The sequence below is a fragment of the Candidatus Nomurabacteria bacterium genome (assembly GCA_020632075.1).
In the GTDB taxonomy this organism is placed as follows: Bacteria; Patescibacteriota; Minisyncoccia; order Phycocordibacterales; family UBA918; genus OLB19.
On sequence record JACKGH010000001.1, the window covers coordinates 481,669 to 501,963 of the forward strand.

The following is a 20,295-nucleotide window of genomic DNA, read 5'->3' on the forward strand; positions in this document are numbered from 1 at the left end:
TTTACTTACAACTTAAACTTTCGGGTTCGTCGACTAACTCTACACCATTATTAGACTCGTCAACACAATAGTAATTCCCCTCATTATACTGAAACACACTCGCTCTCCATTCGTCTGACGAATCAACACACGTAACATTTGAGTCATCACCCCCATAAGAATCCTGCATAAGCTTCAGGTCTTCACTCGCTGACTCTAGATAAATCGTGACTGATTCTGAATCACAGCCACCCTTGTAACTATACTGATTTTGATTCCGGTACAATTCCATTTGTGATCGAATATTAGTCAGCTTTTGCTGCAACGCTTCTCCGATACAGTAACTTTCAAAACCATCACAACTATCTTTATCTAAAAGCAACCCATATACAACTACCGCAGAAAGACACAGACCAATAATTACAATAGTTTTTTTCATACACTAACTACAGTTTATCTTTATATTTCTTCAAAAAATACGGAAATTGTGAGTGTTGTGGTTCTGGAAAATCTTCTAATGCAAACCATTTGAGCTCAAGGCATTTCTCAGGTTCATTTATCTGCACTTCAGTCGGATCAATCTCTACTTTAAAATCATGCTGGATCCAGTGTGTAATCTTCCCGTCAATCTCACGAAACACTTCACGGATACCCAGTTTTTCGATCGCGACTACAGACGCATTGCATTCTTCCTTCACCTCTCGATGGATTGCCTCTTCGATCGTCTCGCCAAACTTAATTCCACCGCTCCCAACCGGACTCCAGGTAAAGTGCTCATCACGACACTTGTCGCTCCGATGCTCAAGAAGATACTTTCCTCGCCCATCGTGACACATGGTCGTCACCGCTACACCAATGAAATCAAACCCTTTCTTCATTGCTCGTAGCGTAGCACAGAAACAGCGCGGCGCCCACAAAGTGGGCGCCGCGCTGTTTCTGTTGGAGTGATCTGTTAGATCTTTAGGTTTCCTAGAGATAAAAATTGGATGAAGAGCGAGGAGTCTAAGAATTTTACGAGAGAGGCGTACCTTGATGTACGTGACCGAGTAAAATTCTGTAACAACGACGCTATTCGCCAATTTATATCTTTAGGTCGTCAATTGCTTGATCAAGTGACTTTGGCTCTGCAGCAGGGTTATCTTCCTGCATTGCCTCTGACATTTCGCGACTCATACCCTTACCACCTTCTGGCTCGTTGATCTTAAGATTAACGCGAGCGTCGTGCTTCATTCCTACGACACGAAGAAGGGTGCGGATGGCCTTAGCGGTGTTTCCAGATCGACCAATGATCTTACCCATATCATCTGCGTGCACATCGAGAGTGAGGAGGACTCCCATTTCATCTACTGTACGGTTAATCCCAACCGCATCAGGATGATCCACGAGTGCCTTCACGAGATTCTCGAGAAACTGCTTATCTTCGTACTGTTCCATACATCAATTGTGGCTATACTGGTAAGCGACCGTCACAGGAATGCAACGTGCTATTAAAATCATATGAGACAGGAGCTCAGTCGTCAATACTTGCATGGGAGTAAAAACGCAGCGTTTTCTAACAAAGTAGTAAAAAACGGCCAGCGGCCGTTTCATTACTTGGTTTCTTCAGCTTCTGCTTCTGGAGCAGGCGCTTCTTCTTTTGAGGCTTCAGCTTCTGCTGGAGCCGCTTCCTCTGAAACTTCAGTAGATTCTGCTGCTGCTTCAGGAGCAGCCTCAGCTTCGGCGGCTGCTTTTTCGGCCTCTGCCTTGGCTGCTGCTTCCTCCTCAGCTCGCTTGATCGCCTCTTCGTCGATAATTGGTGACTTCTTTGGCAACACGTTAATCTTCTTGCCCTCAATCACCTTTTCTGACACAAGCAGGTTGTGCATGGTCTCAGAAGGCTGCACACCCTTTGCAAGCCATTCCTTAGCCTTGTCCTTATCAAGCTGAATGTGATTCATCTTAGGATTGTACGAACCAAGACGATCGACATGCTTGTCGCTCTTTGGGCCAGTTCGCTTATCGGTAACCACAATACGATATGAAGGATCGTTGCGGCGGCCGACTCGTTGTAAACGCATCATTAACATAGTGGCGCTAGCATAGCAGATTGTTTAAATCCGTCAATAGCTCTAAATCAAAAGACACCGCTATAAATAGCGGTGTCGTTCATGACTGAGGTCAAACCAGATTCCGGCTAATTCGGATCATGAGCCCAATTTTGCGTATACGTACAGTTCGAGCATTTCCATCCTTCTGCAGAAGGAACCAGAACTTCGCCGCATTCACCGCAGGTATACGGATGTGCGCCTACTCGGTTTTGATGTTCCTGCAATTGCAGAACTTGCTCCTCTGTCCATGGTGCAAAAATCTTCTCAGACATTACTTATTCCTCCCATCAAAAAAATTAAGCAGCTACTCCTAGAGGAAACCATATAGTAGCCATATATGACTGTCAATGATACACTGCGCCAATGAATAAAACCCATGAAGGAGCTATCATGATCCGCGGAAAAGGGACCGGATTTGTGGCTCACCCAGACCTTGAGGAGGATATTGTGGTAGAGCGCGAAGCCTTAGGCTTCGCGCTCGATGGCGATATTGTTGAAATCGAGCTCAAGAAAAAAGTCCCTGGCAAGCGCCAAGAAGGCAAGGTTATACGTGTAGTTAAGCCTGCTCATCGCGAGTTGATCGGTACTGTTAAAGAAAAGGAAGAAAACGGCAAGAAATTTTTGTATCTCTCGCCCGACAATCGCCGTATTCACATACGACCGGTTTTAAATGAAGCAACTGCCAACGATCTTGATATGAAGGTAGTCGTAGAGATCACCAAGTGGTCACAGCCAAATCTTGATCCATTTGCCAAGATCGTTGAGATTATCGGCCGTGCTGGTGATCATGAGACCGAAATGCAGGCGATCATCCGCTCTGGTGGTTTTTCAAAAGCCTTCCCGGAATCAGTCCAGCAAGCAGCCCACGATCTCTACGAACGCAAAGAGCAGATCTTTGCTGACGCAATTGCCGACCCAAAGCGCCGCGATGTCCGTGGTGTCACCACCATGACTATCGACCCAGCCGATGCCAAGGACTTCGACGACGCACTCTCGGTCCGCACCCTTGAAAACGGCAATATCGAAGTTGGTATTCATATTGCCGACGTGTCGCACTACGTGGTTGAAGGCGAACCTCTCGACCAAGAAGCGCAAGAGCGCGGTACTTCAGTGTATCTCGTCGACCGCGTGATCCCGATGCTCCCGGAAGTTCTCTCAAACGACCTCTGTTCCCTACGCCCAAACGAAGATCGACTCGCGTTCTCAGCCATCTTTGAACTCACACCAGAAGCTCGCATTGAAAATGCGTGGTATGGCCAAACAATCATTCACTCAGACAAGCGCTTTGCGTACGAAGACGCACAGAAAGTCCTCGACGATCAAGCTGGCGACTACCTCGACGAACTCAACATCATGATGAACCTTTCTCGCCTCTTGCGCAAAAAGCGCTACCAAAGCGGCGCGATCGCTTTTGAGCAGCCAGAAGTGAAATTTGAACTCGATGAACGAGGTGCGCCGATTCGCGCCTACAAGAAAGAGCGGACTGAAACAATGATGATGATCGAGGACTTCATGCTCCTCGCCAACCGCGAAGTCGCAACCTACATCAACACAAAAGCAAAAAGTCAGAATCGTGAACTTGCCTTTGTGTATCGAATCCACGACGTTCCAAATCCAGACAAGATCGAAGAACTTGCTACGTTTGTACACGCCCTCGGACACGAGTTTGAGACCAAGAAAGGTATTGTGAAAGCGACCGAGATCAACAAGCTTATGGAAGCTGTCGAAGGCACCCCTGAAGAAAACCTCATCAAGACCGCGAGTATCAGGTCCATGGCCAAGGCAGTCTACTCCACCAAGAACATTGGACACTTCGGACTCGCCTTCAAATACTACACGCACTTCACCTCACCGATCCGTCGCTACCCCGACCTGATGGTGCACCGTATGTTGCGACGCCATCTTGATGGTTCAAATATTGGTGAAAAAGAGACCGCCAAGTACGAGCGTATCTCAGTCCAATCTTCAGAACGAGAAATGGAAGCCGTGTCTGCCGAACGTGATTCGATCAAGTTCAAGCAAGTTGAATACATGATGAATCATGTCGGCGAAGAATTCGATGGGGTGATCACCGGCGTAACTGACTGGGGTATCTACGTCCAAGAAACCGGCGCAATGGCTGAAGGTATGGTGAAACTCTCCAGTCTTAAGAGCGACTTCTATGAACATGAAGCAAACAAGTACCGTGTCCGCGGGCAGCGCACCGGTAAGGTCTACCACCTCGGTGACCCCGTCCGCGTGAAGCTCGTCCGGGCTGACAAAGACGAACGGCAACTTGATTTTGAGATGATTGAGGAGAAGAGTAAGTAGAGAAAATAAAACAGCCGGGCCCCGAAGGGGCCCGGCTGTTTTATTTTCTACCCTCTCTGTGACCGCAATTGCTCTAAAGCCAATGTCCAAGCTTCACCCTCTACAAGATACTTTGCTGAAACAGCGCCATAGCCAGATAAATAATCTCCTGCATCAGACGCTCTAGCGAAATCAATGATCGCTGGCACAAGATCGCGACCGCGCGGGATCTGATCAGCCGGAACTTGTTTAAAGTAGTATTTTACGGCCTCAGCCAACCTCCCTGCTCCAGCATGATGAGAATCAGCTGCTAATCGAGGCAATATTTCGTCCTGCAACGTCTGTTCTTCAACCCCATGCTGACGCAGCAAGTCCATTGTTCCCTGGGACTCAAGATGACTAATAAGCTGATCGTATTTTTCTTCTAGATGCAACGCTGCTACCCTGATCTGTTCTGCAGGATCTTGATACTTTTTTGGATCACTGCCGTATGATTCCAGTAGCTTCTCGGATACCTGCAGTAAGCCAGCATACTCACCATTACGACGTGATGGATCAAACCGAGACTCTTTGGCACACATACCGATTAATAGCTCACGAAGCTTCGCCTGTGCCCGCGGCGGGATCCCTTCTTGCGTCTCTTCATTCCATGCAAAGGTCACCTTATCTCTTAGATAATCAATAAGCGGCACGCCATCAATCTCTAGCTCAGTCGCATTTCGGAGCGTCTGCTCGACATCAACCGGAGACAGCTTCTCCACTCCCTCAAGCACTTTCTGCTCCAACACACCAGCAACCGACCCGCCATCAACTTCAGCCCAGTTGGCGTAGCGTTCAGAATCAAAACCACTATCTGCAGCATAGGTCTCTGTCGTATTATGCTGTGCATCTAGCACCAACGGTTCGGCGTCGGGTGCCTGCCCAGAATCCTTCACCGGAGTAAATGTCAAACCTGCTACCAACGCCAAAACTTTACGCAGATCACGCTTTTGCTCTGGCGTGTGAGCACCAAACTCCTCTACTGGATCTATTTCATCATCAACAAACTCATATCCATCAGTCAAACTATAACTTCCATCACTATACTTTTCTGGAGGGTTTAAACTCGGGCGTATTTTTTCCATGTATTGATGATAACAAAAAAAGCGGAGAGTAACTCCGCTTTTCGACAGGTGGTCATAATCCAGCCCAGGGCTCGTGATGTGGCCTTACTCGCGCTTTGATCGTAAGCAGCAACAATGACATTCTGTGATACGTTTTGTACCACCATTTTTGTTGCAGCAAGCGCTGCGCACGATACCCGCGCTTACCTGTCGACAAAGTGTCTCTGTTTGTTTCATTCATGTACATGTCCTCCGTCAGGTCCGATGGCTGTAACGACTGGGAGAAACAAAAGGTTACATGCACTGCGAGCTCGTTTACTTTGCCACAGCAGCCGCTTCATCAAACTTCACTGAGAGTACTTTCGAGACACCGTCGGCACCCATGGTAATACCATAGAGAATACCAGCACGACTCATAGTCTCTCGATTATGTGTGATAAGCACGAGCTGCGACTTCTTTGCAAGGGCCTCGATCATGTCTCCGTATCGGCGACTATTAGCCTCATCAAGCGCTGCGTCGGTCTCGTCGAGAATAATGAACGGTGGTGGATTGACCTGACTCATTGCAAAGATAAGTGCGATGGAAGTAAGCGCTCGCTCACCGCCTGAAAGCATCTCAAGACCCTTGACCCGTTTGTTTGGTAGCGAGACATGCAACTCGACTCCGTCCTCGATCTGTGAATCTTCCTCGCCCTCTTCTTCATCACCACGCTTTTTGAGCTCAACCCGCTTAAGACTAGCCGCTCCACCACCAAACATAAGGGTGAAAAATGTATGAAATTCTTTCGTGATCTTCTCTAGACCAATGGTAAATTGCTCTTGTAGCTTCCCTTGCATATCGACGATCAGCTCTTTGAGATTCTGTACCGACTCTTCCAAGTCTGAGAGCTCACGAGCCAAAAATTCATCACGTTCTTTGACAGTGTTGTATTCCTTAAGCAGGTCCTCGGTTGCACCAACACCAAGCTCCTCAAGTCGGATCTTGAGCTTTTCAAGATCGTGCTGTCGCTTGCGCTGCACACCACGATCTTCACTGATGATCATTTGTTCAGTAAGAGTAGAACCAGATTCATTGATGATCTCTTGCTGGTAGTAGTCTGAGGCACCACGACCAAGGAGCGTGACCGCTTCTTGTAGTTGTACTTTAAAATCTGCGCGGTCACGCTCCAATACTGCCAACTCCCGATCGATCGCCGCCAATTTCCCTTCACTGTCTCGCTGCTCATTCATGAGTTCAAACATCTCTCGTTCTGCTTCGCGATTCTTTTCCGTATCGGCTAGCTGTGCTGACTGCAATCCCTTCAGCTTCGTTGCCGCCTCTTCTTCAACACCAACCGCTTTGGCAACCATCTTCTCTGCAGCGTGCAACATCTTTGAGAGCGCTTCCAGTTCTTCTTGATCAGCCGCACTTGTGTCGATCACCTCACCTTGTTCAGTCTTTAGAAAACCGCGCAACTTCTCTAACAAGTCTTTTAGAGCGCGCTTTACTTCCTTTACATCATCTACATCGAGCGCCTTTTCAGCGTGCTTCTCGAGCGATTCAACCAACTCTTCAAGCTGAGCTCGTGAGACGACAGTACTCACCGCTGTTTTCTTAGGTGGCGTTGTTAGGCGACGCTCAATGAATGAGACCTGCCCTTCAAGCTTGCTGTATTCTCGTTCAGCCTCCTGACGAGCTTGTGCAGCCTTGCGCAACTCCGCCTCAGCTTCAGTTAACTCAGCTGGTACTTCTGCGGTTTCGGTTTTAGCCAAGAGTGCTTTTACCTCCACCAACTTTTCCTTCACTTCTTCCAGCTGTTTAGCTGGATTCGATCGTTCTTTGGTAAGGCGATCAAAGTGATGTGCGACATACACATCTTCGCGTTTCAGGTACTCAGCATACTTCGTTCGCAGCTCTTTTTGCACCTCAAGCGAACGTTCAGCTTTTTCTACCTGCTTCTTTAAATATTTTAAATGTGGCGCAGCCTCACGACGGAGGGACTCAACCTGCGCGATGTTTTCATGGGTCTTTTCTAGTTTGCGCTCAGTTTCTTGTTTTTTGAGTTGGTACACCTTGAGACCAAGGGCATCTTCGATCATTTCACGACGCTCTTTCGGACCAGCAGCAAGCACTCGATCAGCTTCCCCCTGGGAAATGATGTGATGTCCGGTCGAACCTATATTCGCGCCAGCTAAAAGCTCATGGATATCTTTGAGTCGAACCGAAGAGTCGTTGAGCTTGTATTCGTTTTGACCATCACGATGGACGATACGCTCGATTTTGACTTCGTCAAAATCGAGCGCAAGCGACCGACTCTTATTATCGAACACTACCTGCACACTCGCTCGATTACCACGCGAGACCTTCTCTGAACCACCCCAGATGAGGTCCTCACCACGCTTGCCACGCATTGACTTCACCGACTGCTCTCCGAGTACAAAACGAAACGACTCAGCAGTATTACTTTTCCCTGAACCGTTCGGACCAACGATCGCGGTGATCGGCGCAGAAAATTCGAGCTCGCTTTTTTTAGCGAATGACTTGAAGCCATTGATGGTGAGCTCTTTCAAATACATAGCTATTCACACTGGCCACCAGCGCTATAAACTGCTACGGTTTCATAGAAATCTGTTGAAGCCTTATATGCAGCGTCATGAGTATTACCATCACACTCACCACAGCTCGTCGGACAACGAGCAAACGTGTCGTCAGGCTGAATCCCATCTGCAGCAGTATCAAATCCTCCTAGACAATTTTCAGCCGTTAGCTTAAACCAGTTTTGACTAGCTGATCCAACATTGTATATGTACGTACACGCTGAGTTTGCTGAGTCGTCAGGACTCGGAAGACTTGAAATGAAATCGGGGATCAGATCATCAACGAATGGATTGATGGCACAATGCCCAGCTCCTCCGGTATCAGAGTCTGCTGTTGAGGTTGCTGCGGCGGTTGTTCCGCAGGCAGGAATATCTGGATAATGTCCATGTTGTGCTCGATACAATTCAATTGCTAACTGCAACTCTTTTAACTCCGAAAACACCTCTTTGTTACGTGCTTCAGTACGAGCATGTCCAAAATTGGCGTACAAGATAGCGGACAAGATACTGATGATCGCCACTACGACCATGATCTCAACTAAGGTGAAACCTTTTCGTGCAAGATAGCTTTTTTTCATAGAATCATTATAACGTAGCCCTTCTAGAGTCTAGGCTACTTACTACCACTTACGGCATTCGGCAGATCACCTTTTCGAGCTCTTCTTCGTAGCGAACTGCATTCAATGGCCTAGGCTCATCAGGATAACCACCCCACAACCCGTATGAGTACCGAAACTCACTGTCAGTATTATCGCATTTGATAACGCCCAGTCCACCAAATGGTGACACTGCGTTACAAACAGCATCAGGATTGTTATCACTCACATCACAGCTCATGAATGGATGAGGATCAGGGTAAAAAGCATTCGGTTTTTGGATACCTGGCGGCGTAAGTTCTGCTGTACGAGCAGCCATGATCTTGTACGCCGAGCGAGCTGCGTTAGTCACGTAGATGTAGCCAGAATTATTCCCATTACGCTTCGGGTCGGTCGGCAATGCGCGAATGTACTCAGGAGCCAAGCCAACGATATACTGACCATCATCTGCACTTGGACAATCATATATCGTGCCGATCTCACCAGACCACACCAGCGCTCCGTTGCAGCCTGGAGGGTACATTCCTTTATCTAGTTTGTACTGCTCGATCGCACTCTGCAGCGCTCTAAGATCAGCCTGTCGCTGCGCATTTCGAGACTGAACTGAGGCGTCATTGAAGTTGTAATACAACAGACTAGAAAGAATTGTGATAACAGCCACCACAACAAGCATCTCTGGAAGAGTAAAACCTAGTGAAGAGCGATTCATGCTACTAGTGTAGCATGTAGAAATAATCTGCTACTCAGTTTGCCAACCTTTTGCTTCGATTGCTTTCTCTGCTGCTTGTTGCTCAGCTTCTTGTTTTGAGCGTCCTTTGCCTTCAGCTACCTTCTCCTTACGCAAAAAGACTCCAACCGTAAACACCCGGTCATGATCTGGGCCTTCCTGACTAACTGTCTCGTAGGTTGGGGTCACCGAAACATGCTCCTGAGCCATCTCTTGGAAGCGGCTCTTAGCATCTTGCCACAGGCGCTTACGGACGATCTCATCAGTCTTCCCAAAGAGGCGATCAGCAATAAAGTTTTTCGCCGCATCGTAGCCCCTATCCATGTAAATAGCACCGATGCAGGCTTCAAACGCGTTGGCGAGAATGTACTGGCGGGCGCGTCCGACGTCTTTCGCCTCGCCCTTACTCATCAGCAAATAGTCGTTTACACCGAGCTGCTCGGACGCGCCCGCCAGTGAAACTGTATTCACCAAAGCTGCCCGCACTGCAGTAAGTTCTCCTTCAGGCTTCTCTGGATATTTATGAAAGAGGTAATCAGTCACCACGAGCTCCAACACCGCATCACCCAAAAACTCTAGACGTTCATTGTGGTCCCAGGTCGCGTCGCGGTGTTCATTCAAGTATGAACGATGTGTAATAGCTGATAACAGTATCTGAATATCAGCAAAAGTAACTCCGAGCAGCTCTTGCAGCTTCTCTAAGTCGGTATCAAGTTTTGTAACTTCCATGTGTAAGTATTAGCTACGAACCCTTTCTAGAGGCTCATCACAAATACGATCAGACCCTAGAGAGGCTTCTTGTAAAGAAACGATAAGTTTCACTGCTGACAGTAGCACTATTTTGAGCCCCTGCCAACCAAAACCGTAACTGCCTTGGTAACGATCGGAAGAATGTCTTCGTAGAAGTTGAGCTCGAGAATATCAGCTACTTTGAACCATTTTGCGTCGTCAAGACCGCCCTTCTTGAGCAGTTCAATATCCTGATATGGTGCATTAGCTAGAAAGTAGTGTACCTGCTTGCGCACTTTGCCTTTTTCTGGCTGTGAAGCGACGTATTCATTATTGCCAAGCTCTTGCTCAAGCGTGATTGGAAGACCAACTTCTTCAAGGAGTGCGCGAGTTGCCCCCTCCTCGACCGTTTCTTCTTCCTTCACCTTACTCTTAGACAAAGTCCAGTGACCAAAGATATCGTGTACAAGCGCAAGGTACAGCTGCCCTTCGTGTTCTGCGTAGACTACCGCACCAGAAAGACGCTCAATTGGCATTTGATCAAACGGCACATCTTTCTTGCGACGCTTACTCACCTCATCCTTTCCAGGTTCACCGATCTCCTTGTAGACCGCACCGAGTACACCGTTTACAAACCGACTACTATTATCGCCACCAAACTGCTTGGCGAGTTCGATCGCTTCGTTGATCGCCACCTTTGCTGGCACTTCTGCTCGATCAGCAAAAAGCAGCTCGTACAGCCCGAGTCGGAGAATATTTCGATCAACTGGAGAGATGCGGTCGATCGGCCAGTCTGGTGCAGCCTTTTCGATCACGAGGTCGAGCTCCGGCTGCTTCGCCATAACGCCGTCGAGTAGTTTTTCCATAAATGGCATATCGGTCTTGTTGGGCGCGAATTCTGCGACGTTTCGCTCCAAGACTTCATGAACTGCTTTTTTCTCAAGCGCATTTAAATCCCACTCAAAGAGTGACTGAAGAACAATGCTGCGTGATAAATGTCGATTTGCCATACTAATGTACTAAACGTTAACTGCTCTTAGTGTACCATTTTCGCCAGCACACAAGGAACAAAATCCACAAACCAAAGCCCTGCGTTTGCAGGGCTTTGCGTGAATTGTTACTTGTCTTTCACCTCAGACTCTACTGCTTCAGCGGCTGGTTCTGGAGTTGCTTCCGCTCCACCAAAGTCTGCCTGCTGTGCGTTGATCATGTCGCGCTTCGCCTGAAGACGCTCTTCGCGAGCCTTTTTCTTAGCCGCCAGATCAACGACCATGCGACCCTTGTAGTGACCGCACTCGAGACACATGTGGTGTGGTCGGTGCTGTGCGCCACAGTTAGCACAAGTAGCCAAAGTAGGCGCCTTGAGCGCATGATGTGAACGACGGTTCGCGGTGTGTGCCCGCGTATGACGCATTCGAATTACCATAGTGGCGAAACTATAGCAGAATCAACGGGAAAAGCAATACCTCATTGATGTAAATACAAAAAGGCCGGCTCGCACTACGTGCTCGCCGGCCCAAGCTTCATCTCGACGACGAAACGGCTCTTTGGTCACCATAAGTGTGGGTGCCAGTGCTGTAGAAAAATTCGCACTTTTCAGGCGCGACAGCACACGATACCGGCACCAATCCCGCTGGCTTACACTGAGTGAACGCATGACGCCCGATCAGCATGAACACTTGTGAAAACGACGTATCACGTTGTTTACACCCGCCACAGACTCCAAGGTAACTCTTACCATCAGAACAGTCGGACATTTTCTCTCCCCGATAAAACTGCCCAAAAAAAAAAAGAACTAGACCTTTACTATCAGTTACACTGACAACCAGAATATTCTACAACGTTTTTATATTCTTGCAATAGCTGGCGCGGTGGATCGGGCACTTACCTCGCTCGGCTATAGCTTGACGATGCGCTTTAGTGCCGTAACCCATATGCTGCTCGAAGCCATACTGGGTGTAGCGCCTGGCCATTTTGGTCATATATTTATCACGAGTGACTTTCGCAACGATCGACGCCAGACCGATCGCTGGCTCAGTCGCGTCGCCCTTTATGATGGTTTCCTGAGAGTATTCTGTTGGTGCATGGAGCGAGCCATCGAGTCGTATGCGGCAGGTAGCCGGATCGAGCTCCAGGCGCTTGATACAACGATTCATTGCCAGCTTGATCGCGTATGAAATTCCTTTTTCATCGATCACCGACGAACCGACCATCGCGACCGCAAAATCAAGCTTGCGGTGGTGACGCAGGTCTTGCGCCCGCCGGAAAAGCGCTTCGCGCTTTTCCGGCTTGATCTGCTTCGAGTCCCCCACTCCTTCAATTAGACCCCAATCAAACGAGGCTGGCACCACAACCACCCCTACACTTACCGGTCCTGCCAGTGGTCCTCGTCCAGCTTCATCTACTCCAACCAGCCATTTTGCTTTCATACAGGAAGTATACCAAATTGACTTGTACTTAATGTTATTACATACTACAAAAAGTTGTTCATCCTGAGGAATCTGACATGAACTGTACTCAAATACTGTTTACATTGTTCATCAGCTTGTTTACTTGGTCTGTCAGTTACGCTGAAGAATCGAGGACCCCGGAGAAGATGATCGAATCATCCCACGTATGCCCGCTCCAAGATTACAGGAATGTAAAGTTTGATTGGAAGATCATACACAAGGATGGAGACCAGAAGACCTCGGTTTTCCGGCAATTCCTTACTGGGAAAAGTTATCCTCCACAGGTCACTATAGAGTGGACTTCGACCACGCCGGTTGAGATTGAGTGCCAAAATGAACACATCGCCATCACCGTGAGAGACACAGCACTAATTAAGATCTTCCTACCGATGAAGTCAGGTCCCATTGGTACCATCTAATATAAAGACGGCGCGTTCAACACAGTTGAGCGCGCTTTTTTATCTACATTCTCGCACCAACCAGTCATTTCGCTTTCATGCAGGAAGCATACTAAACATTGACTTTTCAATATTATATGATACTATTTTAGCGAAAATGTTATTTTGGTAGCCAGGGAGTTACACCAATGTATACTGACGAAACGACCAACCTTCCCTCCTTCGAAACAGCCAAGCCCGACGACCTGGTGTATGAGCTGTTCCACCTGTTCGAAAGAAGCGGACGCTGGTTCGACAACGTCGCACAGCAATGTGAGCGACTACTATGGACCGAGGCTGACCGTGAAGCCTGGACTAAGGCACAACATGCTATGTCCGAGGAACAACGTGCAGCCGAACAAGCAGCCTATATGGCGACACTCGGCAGCTTCGCTTGGATCTCCGAGCTCGATGAGTTCGGACTGTGGATGCACACCACCCTTGAGTCAAGAGGTGTCACCATCCACGCATTCCGCCTCGGATACGGGGAACCTGGTCGATCAGACGACCCAACGATGTACGTTCTACATCATCCTGACGACAAAGATGATTACACGAAGGTGTATGTCATTCGCCGAGACGTAGATCCAAACTCATCGCTCCGTCGAACAATCTGGGTCAACGAACCGATTCAGAAAATGTACGAGTGGTATCTCCAAAGTGAGGATATGGACGTATAGCGTCCAGAACCTCTTCGAACACGGCCCATGGGCCGTGTTTTTTTGTTTGAAGTACCCCTTCCAAAAAAGCATTGCGAAGGTTTGTTTCCAGATAGAGCGAGCATTCGCGGAAAAATACAATTGTGGAGAAATGTATATTTTTAATGATCTGGAACAGCAAATTACGACTGTTTGAGCCGTAGGCGAGTTTCGTAATTTGCGTTGTGTAAGAGAATATAAAAATAACAGTTCGGAGCATTCTTGTATTTTTCCGCGAATGCGAGCGAAATGCTATAATCACCCCACCATGGCAGAATCCGACCAATCCTACCCACCAATCAAGGCTGACTTCGTCCACCTGCACGTACATTCAATGTACTCCCTCCTCAATGCCGTCCCGACCCCAAAGGAGCTTGTTAAAGCCGCCAAAGCAGACGGTCAGGATGCTCTTGCCATCACCGACGCTGGCGCACTCTACGGCGCGATCGACTTCTACAAAGCTTGCACCTACGAAGATGTGAAGCCGATCATCGGCCTCGACGCTTACCTTGCGCCACGGACTCGTTTTGATAAAGAAATGCAAGACCGGCCCCACTCGCGTCTTGTTCTCCTTTCGAAGACTTTTTCCGGCTACCAAAATCTTATCGAGATGGTGACTCGTTCCAATGTCGACGGGTTTTACTACAAACCTCGCCTCGACGACGAGCTCCTTGAAAAACATCACGAGGGACTGATCTGTATCATCCCATCCTTTGCCGGGGAGATAGCTCAAGCACTCAAAGACAACAATCCCGACAAAGCCGCCGAACGCCTCGATTGGTACAAGAGCCTCTTTGGCGACGACTGCTATCTTGAGATCTCCCATCACCCAGAGATCTTCGGCCACCAAGAAAATCAAGAACTCATCAAGAAGCTCGCGAGAGAGACAGACACTCCCCTCGTAGCTGCCCAAGACATCTACTATATGAAGCCTGGCGATCGGTTGGCGCGTGAGGTGATGGTGAAGATTGGGAGCGGTGGTGTCGTAGACACCACCGCTGATCACGATACCGGCGAAGACTTTTCGTTCAAGACGCAAGCAGAGATGAAAGAATGGTTTGCTGATACTCCTGAGGCGATTTCAAATACCGTCAAGATCGCAAATGAATGCAACGTAAAAATCACCCTTGGCCAGGATGCCTGGATGTTCCCGAAGTACATCATCGAGAGTGGTCGTACACCCGACAACGAACTCCACCATCGCGCCTGGGAAGGAGTGACCTGGCGCGGTATGGATCCAGAAGACGAGGAACTAAAAGACCGCCTCACCTTCGAGCTCGACGTGATCAAGATGAAGGGCTACGCAACTTACTTCCTCGCTGTGGGCGACCTCCTGCGTGAAGCGCGTGAGCGCGGCATCTACACCACCATTCGTGGTTCGGTGGCTGGATCACTCGCCACCTACGTGCTCGGGATCACCAACGTGGACCCGCTTGAGTACCGCCTCCCCTTCGAGCGTTTCCTCAACCCGGAACGACCATCGGCACCTGATATCGACATGGACTTTGCTGATAATCGTCGCGATGAGATCATTTCCTATGCCCGCGAGAAATACGGCTACGACAACGTGGCGCAGATCGGTACCTTTGGAACTATGATGGCGAAAGCGGCCGTGCGCGACGTGGCGCGAGCCCTTGGTCATAGCTACTCCACCGGTGATCGTATCTCCAAAATGATACCAATGGGGAGCCAAGGATTTGCCATGACCATTGATCGCGCGATAGACATCGAACCTGAACTCGCCGAGTTGTACAAGAAAGATGCAGAAAGTCGCGAAGTGATCGACCTCGCGAAGCAGATCGAAGGGCGCGTACGACACCTCGGAGTACACGCGGCTGGTGTAGTGATCGCACCTGAACCCCTCAATAACTACGTTCCGATCCAGATCGACTCCAAGACCGGCAAGCAGATCACCCAGTACGAAATGAAGTCTGTGGGTGAAGATGGTGTTGGTCTCCTCAAGTTCGACTTCCTCGGTATCAAAAACCTCGCCATTTTGGCTGACGCTGTAAAGCGTGTGAAAAAGATCCACAACGTTGACATTGATATTGAAAACATTCCACTTGATGACCCAAAGACCTTCGAGATCCTCGCCTCTGGTCAGACTATGGGACTTTTCCAGCTCAATGGTTCCGGTATGACTGCGTTCCTTAAGCAGCTGAAGCCGACTACTATTCATGACATCAACGCGATGGTGGCGCTCTATCGTCCTGGCCCGATGGAAATGATCCCGACGTACATCGAGCGAAAATACAATCCTTCCCTCGTAACCTATCTCGACCCACGCCTCGAGCCAATTCTTGAGCGATCGTACGGGGTGATCACCTACCAGGATGACGTGATGATGATCTCCATCCAGCTCGCAGGCTACTCTTGGCTCGAGGCTGACATGCTGCGTAAGGCGATGGGTAAGAAGATCCCTGAACTCATGGAAGAGCAAAAGAAAAAGCTGTTTGCTGGCTTCCTCGAACACGGCCTCTCGCAGGATAAGGCAGATAAGCTCTGGCAGCTCATTGAACCATTTGCGGCATATGGATTCAACAAAGCGCACGCTGCGTCGTACGGTCGCGTCGCCTACCAAACCGCCTACATGAAAGCCAACTTCCCCGTGGAGTACATGTCGGCCGTGCTCACCGCTGACTCGGGCGACACCGAAAAGATCTCTGAGATCATTCACGAATGTGAACGTATGGGCGTACCAGTACTTCCACCAGACATCAATGAATCCTTTTCCGACTTCTCCGTGGTGCCGGGGAAAAATACCATCCGCTTTGGACTCACCACCATCAAAAACTTCGGTGAAGGCATCGCTGATGTGATCATCGAAGAACGAAAGAAGAACGGTCCGTTTGCATCCATGCAAGACTTCCTCACCCGCATCCATGACCGAGGACTCAACAAGAAATCCCTCGAAGCGCTTATCATGACCGGTGCCTTTGATAAGTTCGGTGAACGTGGCGAACTTATTGCCAACCTAGACAATCTCCTCGCCTACAACCGCGAGCAAGTTAGTGGCAAGGAAACTGGTCAGGACTCGCTCTTCGGCGGCATGGACGAAGTCTCTGGCCTCACTCTCGAACCGGCCGAAGACGCACCAATGGCCCAGAAACTCCTTTGGGAAAAGGAACTGCTTGGCGTGTACGTGTCCGGCCACCCACTCGACGCAGTGAAGGACGAGGTCGACAAACGACCAAGTATTGAGCAAGTAAAGAAGGGCCACCAGGGCACGACCGTTGTGACCACCGGCCTCATCGAGATCGTCAAAGAACTCCTCACCAAAAAGGGTGACAAAATGGCCTTCATCAAGATCGCCAACCAAACCGACAGTATCGAAACCGTCGCCTTCCCCGAAACCTACAAAGACAATCGTGAGCTCTTCGTGCCAGGCACCTGCGTGGCCATCAAAGGTAAGTTCAATGTCCGCAATGACGAGCCATCGATTTTGATCGATAAAGTGAAGCGACTTGGGAGTGATGAGATGGTGGGAGAGCCGATTTCTAGTAATTGACAAATGACAAACAATATGTATAGTATTTTAGTCCTAGGTCTTACTGGAGAACATCATGGAAGTTAATCCTGAAGAGTATCTCAATCGCGAATTCTTGTCTTTTGCAAAGAAATTTGGGTTTTCACCCTCGACATCTCAACCTCAACAGTTTAACGAACTTAGAACGACAGCCGTGGTGCACCTTCTCTATAGCATGGTTGACACAAACCGTTTCGCCTCGCTTGACGAGACAAAACGACTACGGATTGGGGGATTGTCGCTGCAGCGTCGAAGAATGCCTGTCACAACAATAGTAACTACGAACAAAATTTTAACTTGTCTCTATCGCTGGCAACCTGGATCAACACCTACCCGGCTGAGTAGAGAGGGATTCGTTGCACACCGCGTCCTCGGCCGCGGTTTTTTGTTTGACAATATTTTTTAGCGCTAGGATTGTAGAAACAGAGATTGTAACTTGAACTAGTTAGGCGAACTTTGCTTCTTGAGCAAAATGTATGAAACCAAACCAGAAATAAACACGATGCAGAAGAGAAATAGAGCAAGATAAGCTTCGCTCACACCGATCATCCAGTACATACCAAACACCATCATCCAAACCAAATTCAATACGAAAGCAATACCGACCGTCAAGAGTATGAATTTTAGCAAGTAAATCACCTTAGAATCTGATGCGATAATTTCTTTTTGCAATATATTCATAGCATTACATTCTTAAATTTTATTATTCACATAATAGCATAGGCGACTTCTTTTCTGGAAAAATTGACAATATTTCTAGTCGCGTTAGGATTGTACGTACAGAGATTGCAGCGGCTACCAACCGCTGGGGCGCGAACGAAGTGAGCGCCCATGAGGAATCACTTCCCTTCTAACCTGTACCAATGAAGCGCCGAGCGGCATACCAGCTCGGAAACTCGGTGGAACCGCGATCAAGATCGTCCGAGTAGGCACACGAATTTCGTGTATCTACTCGGACGTTTTTTAAATGAGAAAAGGAGCCTACGGCGACTATTTCGAATTTATGCAGGCGCTTCAGCAGATTCGACCTACCAAGGGAGAATATGCTAATAGCGAGCTGCACCAATTTATTAACCAGATTGTTCCTTTCAGACCTTTTCCAGACACGCATCCTCGCCTCCAGCGGGCTCGGCGCTATGCTCGCTGAGTTTCGCACTTTCGTGCGACCGAGCAAATCGAGCTGCGCAATGTCTGTCAAAAGTCTGAAAGGAACAATCACCACATCCGAGAGCCAGAGAATTATTGCTGTCTAGCGAAACATCTGCAGCGACAATACCCGGAGCGAAGCCGTTTCGTCTGATAGTAATAATTCTCTGGCTCTAAGAAAAATTCACAATTATGGACCAATCACTCGAACACAAACGACACACCCTTGCTCACCTGCTCGCGGCAGCGGTGTTGCAGCGATACCCGCACGCCAAGCTCACCCTCGGCCCAGCGATCGACAACGGCTTTTACTACGATATCGACTTCTCAGCTGGCGAAACACCGGGCGATAGCGATCTCAAGGGTCTCCAGAAAGACATGAAGAAGCTCCTCAATAAGTGGACTGACTTTACCCACGAGGAAGTCTCGGCGGAGCAGGCACGCGAAGCTTTTGCCGGCAACAAGTTCAAACTCGAGCTCATCGACGAGATCGAAGGCAAGAGTGAGACAATTACGCTCTACACATGTGGCGGCTTTACCGATCTCTGTCGTGGTGGCCACTGTGAACACCCAAACAAAGACATCAACGCTGACGCGTTCAAGCTCGATAAGATCGCTGGTGCCTACTGGCGTGGTGATGAGAAGAACCCGATGCTCACTCGCATCTACGGTCTCGCATTTGAGACCAAAGAAGAGCTCGAAGCCTATGAGAAGCAGCAGGAGGAAGCCAAAGCGCGTGACCACCGCAAGCTCGGCAAAGAACTCGACCTCTTCACCTTCTCTGAACTGATTGGTCCAGGCCTCCCTCTTTTCACCCCTAAAGGCACCCTTATGCGTGACCTCATCGTAGAAAAGATCATGAAGATTCAGGCGAAGTTCGGCTACACCAAAGTAACCATTCCGCACATCACCAAAAGCGATCTCTACAAGACCTCCGGTCACTGGGACAAGTTTAAGGATGAGCTCTTCCATGTTAAAGGTCAGTCTGACGCTGAGTTTGTGATGAAACCAATGAACTGTCCGCACCACACACAGATATTCGACAGCCGGCCACGTTCATACAAAGAGCTACCGATCCGTTACGCCGAGACCACGATGGTCTATCGCGACGAGCAGGCCGGCGAGCTGATTGGTCTTAGTCGAGTGCGCAGTATTACGCAAGACGATGGACACGTGTTCTGTACCGTTGATCAGATCGAGCAGGAAGTCGAAAATATTCTTAACGTGATCAAGGAGTTCTACACTGCGCTTGGTATGTACGAAGAAGGTAAGTTCTGGGTTTCGCTCTCAGTCAGTGATCCAAATGATCCCGACGGCCGGCTAGGAGATGACGCTGTGTGGGACAAAGCAGAAAGCACCCTCGAAGAAGTAGCGAAGCGACTCAACCTCCCGTACAAGCGAGTTGAGGGTGAAGCAGCCTTTTATGGACCAAAGATCGACTTCATGTTCTATGATGCGATCGGGCGCGAGAGGCAGCTTGGCACCGCCCAGCTCGACTTCGTGATGCCAAGTCGCTTTGGCCTCACCTACACTGACAACGAAGGCAACAAGCAGATTCCAGTAATGATCCATCGTGCCATTGCAGGATCACTCGAGCGCTTTATGGCTGTGATGATCGAGCACTTCGCCGGCAACTTCCCACTCTGGCTCTCGCCGGTACAGCTCGCCGTGATTCCGGTCGCTGATGCGCACAATGAATATGCACGAGAGGTGGCGGAAATTTTGCGCCAGCAAAATTTCCGCGTCGAGCTCGACGACTCAAAAGAAGGTATGGGCAAGAAGATCCGCGCTGCCAAACAAGCCAAACTCCCCTACTTCATCGTCATTGGTGACAAAGAAGTTGAAGGGAAAACCATCACCCTTGAAAGTCGTGACGCCGAGGGTTCAGAATCGCTCAACATTGAGGCATTGCTGGCGAAATTATCTACCGAGGCAAGCGTATAAGATTACA

Annotated in this window: 18 protein-coding genes; 5 read left to right on the plus strand and 13 right to left on the minus strand. The window is 49.0% G+C overall.

Translation table 11 applies throughout. The features are described from left to right. Position 1 precedes the first annotated feature (1 nt). The 4 genes from H6786_02400 to rpsP form a co-directional block, all read right to left on the minus strand. Positions 2 to 418 (minus strand): hypothetical protein, encoded by a 417-nt coding sequence (locus H6786_02400; GenBank protein MCB9816225.1) that lies wholly within the window; start codon positions 416 to 418, stop codon positions 2 to 4. Between the two features lie 7 nt (positions 419 to 425). Continuing rightward, entirely contained in the window at positions 426 to 857 is a 432-nt protein-coding gene (locus tag H6786_02405) for an NUDIX hydrolase (GenBank protein MCB9816226.1), read from the minus strand. A 202-nt stretch (positions 858 to 1,059) separates the two neighbouring features. Continuing rightward, on the minus strand, positions 1,060 to 1,413 hold the full coding sequence (locus H6786_02410) for a KH domain-containing protein (GenBank protein ID MCB9816227.1): 354 nt from the start codon (positions 1,411 to 1,413) through the stop codon (positions 1,060 to 1,062). Between the two features lie 155 nt (positions 1,414 to 1,568). After that, the gene (gene rpsP / locus H6786_02415) at positions 1,569 to 2,045 is read right to left on the minus strand and encodes a 30S ribosomal protein S16 (protein ID MCB9816228.1); all 477 of its coding nucleotides are present in this window, start codon (positions 2,043 to 2,045) and stop codon (positions 1,569 to 1,571) included. A 384-nt stretch (positions 2,046 to 2,429) separates the two neighbouring features. Between rpsP and rnr the strand changes: the two genes are divergently transcribed. Further along, positions 2,430 to 4,376 carry a ribonuclease R gene (gene rnr, locus H6786_02420; GenBank protein MCB9816229.1) on the plus strand — a complete coding sequence of 649 codons (1,947 nt, stop codon included), beginning with the start codon at positions 2,430 to 2,432 and terminating at the stop codon, positions 4,374 to 4,376. 47 nt (positions 4,377 to 4,423) lie between these two features. Here rnr and H6786_02425 read toward each other — a convergent pair whose 3' ends face one another. The 8 genes from H6786_02425 to H6786_02460 form a co-directional block, all read right to left on the minus strand. Then, positions 4,424 to 5,479, minus strand: a complete 1,056-nt coding sequence (locus H6786_02425; protein ID MCB9816230.1) for a hypothetical protein — start codon at positions 5,477 to 5,479, stop codon at positions 4,424 to 4,426. Positions 5,480 to 5,773: 294 nt separating this feature from the next. Continuing rightward, the gene (locus H6786_02430) at positions 5,774 to 8,014 is read right to left on the minus strand and encodes an AAA family ATPase (protein MCB9816231.1); all 2,241 of its coding nucleotides are present in this window, start codon (positions 8,012 to 8,014) and stop codon (positions 5,774 to 5,776) included. 2 nt (positions 8,015 to 8,016) lie between these two features. After that, the gene (locus H6786_02435; GenBank protein MCB9816232.1) at positions 8,017 to 8,613 is read right to left on the minus strand and encodes a prepilin-type N-terminal cleavage/methylation domain-containing protein; all 597 of its coding nucleotides are present in this window, start codon (positions 8,611 to 8,613) and stop codon (positions 8,017 to 8,019) included. A gap of 49 nt (positions 8,614 to 8,662) precedes the next feature. Then, positions 8,663 to 9,340: a prepilin-type N-terminal cleavage/methylation domain-containing protein gene (locus H6786_02440; GenBank protein MCB9816233.1), complete on the minus strand. Its 678-nt coding sequence runs from the start codon at positions 9,338 to 9,340 to the stop codon at positions 8,663 to 8,665. A gap of 30 nt (positions 9,341 to 9,370) precedes the next feature. Then, positions 9,371 to 10,087, minus strand: coding sequence for a ribonuclease III (gene rnc, locus H6786_02445; protein ID MCB9816234.1), 717 nt, complete (start codon positions 10,085 to 10,087; stop codon positions 9,371 to 9,373). Between the two features lie 107 nt (positions 10,088 to 10,194). Then, positions 10,195 to 11,097, minus strand: a complete 903-nt coding sequence (gene nusB / locus H6786_02450) for a transcription antitermination factor NusB (GenBank protein MCB9816235.1) — start codon at positions 11,095 to 11,097, stop codon at positions 10,195 to 10,197. A 107-nt stretch (positions 11,098 to 11,204) separates the two neighbouring features. Then, entirely contained in the window at positions 11,205 to 11,513 is a 309-nt protein-coding gene (gene rpmF, locus H6786_02455) for a 50S ribosomal protein L32 (GenBank protein ID MCB9816236.1), read from the minus strand. A 409-nt stretch (positions 11,514 to 11,922) separates the two neighbouring features. Beyond that, complete coding sequence (locus H6786_02460) at positions 11,923 to 12,516, minus strand: ribonuclease HII (protein MCB9816237.1); 594 nt, start codon at positions 12,514 to 12,516, stop codon at positions 11,923 to 11,925. Positions 12,517 to 12,593: 77 nt separating this feature from the next. Between H6786_02460 and H6786_02465 the strand changes: the two genes are divergently transcribed. From H6786_02465 to dnaE, 3 genes are all read left to right on the plus strand, one after another. Continuing rightward, entirely contained in the window at positions 12,594 to 12,956 is a 363-nt protein-coding gene (locus H6786_02465) for a hypothetical protein (GenBank protein MCB9816238.1), read from the plus strand. Between the two features lie 167 nt (positions 12,957 to 13,123). Then, complete coding sequence (locus H6786_02470) at positions 13,124 to 13,654, plus strand: hypothetical protein (GenBank protein ID MCB9816239.1); 531 nt, start codon at positions 13,124 to 13,126, stop codon at positions 13,652 to 13,654. A 316-nt stretch (positions 13,655 to 13,970) separates the two neighbouring features. Next, a complete protein-coding gene (dnaE, locus tag H6786_02475; protein ID MCB9816240.1) occupies positions 13,971 to 17,180 on the plus strand; it encodes a DNA polymerase III subunit alpha in 3,210 nt (1,069 codons plus the stop codon). A 459-nt stretch (positions 17,181 to 17,639) separates the two neighbouring features. Here dnaE and H6786_02480 read toward each other — a convergent pair whose 3' ends face one another. Next, positions 17,640 to 17,879: a hypothetical protein gene (locus H6786_02480; GenBank protein MCB9816241.1), complete on the minus strand. Its 240-nt coding sequence runs from the start codon at positions 17,877 to 17,879 to the stop codon at positions 17,640 to 17,642. Positions 17,880 to 18,536: 657 nt separating this feature from the next. Between H6786_02480 and H6786_02485 the strand changes: the two genes are divergently transcribed. Next, positions 18,537 to 20,288, plus strand: a complete 1,752-nt coding sequence (locus H6786_02485; protein ID MCB9816242.1) for a threonine--tRNA ligase — start codon at positions 18,537 to 18,539, stop codon at positions 20,286 to 20,288. The last annotated feature ends 7 nt before the right edge of the window (positions 20,289 to 20,295 follow it).

Bases quoted from the DNA above. Each gene is read 5' to 3' on its own strand.
- H6786_02480 (MCB9816241.1), bottom strand. From the start codon at position 17,879: ATGAATATATTGCAAAAAGAAATTATCGCATCAGATTCTAAGGTGATT.
- rpsP (MCB9816228.1), bottom strand. From the start codon at position 2,045: ATGTTAATGATGCGTTTACAACGAGTCGGCCGCCGCAACGATCCTTCA.
- H6786_02400 (MCB9816225.1), bottom strand. From the start codon at position 418: ATGAAAAAAACTATTGTAATTATTGGTCTGTGTCTTTCTGCGGTAGTT.
- H6786_02485 (MCB9816242.1), top strand. From the start codon at position 18,537: ATGGACCAATCACTCGAACACAAACGACACACCCTTGCTCACCTGCTC.
- H6786_02430 (MCB9816231.1), bottom strand. From the start codon at position 8,014: ATGTATTTGAAAGAGCTCACCATCAATGGCTTCAAGTCATTCGCTAAA.
- H6786_02465 (MCB9816238.1), top strand. From the start codon at position 12,594: ATGAACTGTACTCAAATACTGTTTACATTGTTCATCAGCTTGTTTACT.
- H6786_02425 (MCB9816230.1), bottom strand. From the start codon at position 5,479: ATGGAAAAAATACGCCCGAGTTTAAACCCTCCAGAAAAGTATAGTGAT.
- rnc (MCB9816234.1), bottom strand. From the start codon at position 10,087: ATGGAAGTTACAAAACTTGATACCGACTTAGAGAAGCTGCAAGAGCTG.
- H6786_02435 (MCB9816232.1), bottom strand. From the start codon at position 8,613: ATGAAAAAAAGCTATCTTGCACGAAAAGGTTTCACCTTAGTTGAGATC.
- H6786_02470 (MCB9816239.1), top strand. From the start codon at position 13,124: ATGTATACTGACGAAACGACCAACCTTCCCTCCTTCGAAACAGCCAAG.
- H6786_02405 (MCB9816226.1), bottom strand. From the start codon at position 857: ATGAAGAAAGGGTTTGATTTCATTGGTGTAGCGGTGACGACCATGTGT.
- nusB (MCB9816235.1), bottom strand. From the start codon at position 11,097: ATGGCAAATCGACATTTATCACGCAGCATTGTTCTTCAGTCACTCTTT.
- rpmF (MCB9816236.1), bottom strand. From the start codon at position 11,513: ATGGTAATTCGAATGCGTCATACGCGGGCACACACCGCGAACCGTCGT.
- H6786_02410 (MCB9816227.1), bottom strand. From the start codon at position 1,413: ATGGAACAGTACGAAGATAAGCAGTTTCTCGAGAATCTCGTGAAGGCA.
- rnr (MCB9816229.1), top strand. From the start codon at position 2,430: ATGAATAAAACCCATGAAGGAGCTATCATGATCCGCGGAAAAGGGACC.
- H6786_02460 (MCB9816237.1), bottom strand. From the start codon at position 12,516: ATGAAAGCAAAATGGCTGGTTGGAGTAGATGAAGCTGGACGAGGACCA.
- H6786_02440 (MCB9816233.1), bottom strand. From the start codon at position 9,340: ATGAATCGCTCTTCACTAGGTTTTACTCTTCCAGAGATGCTTGTTGTG.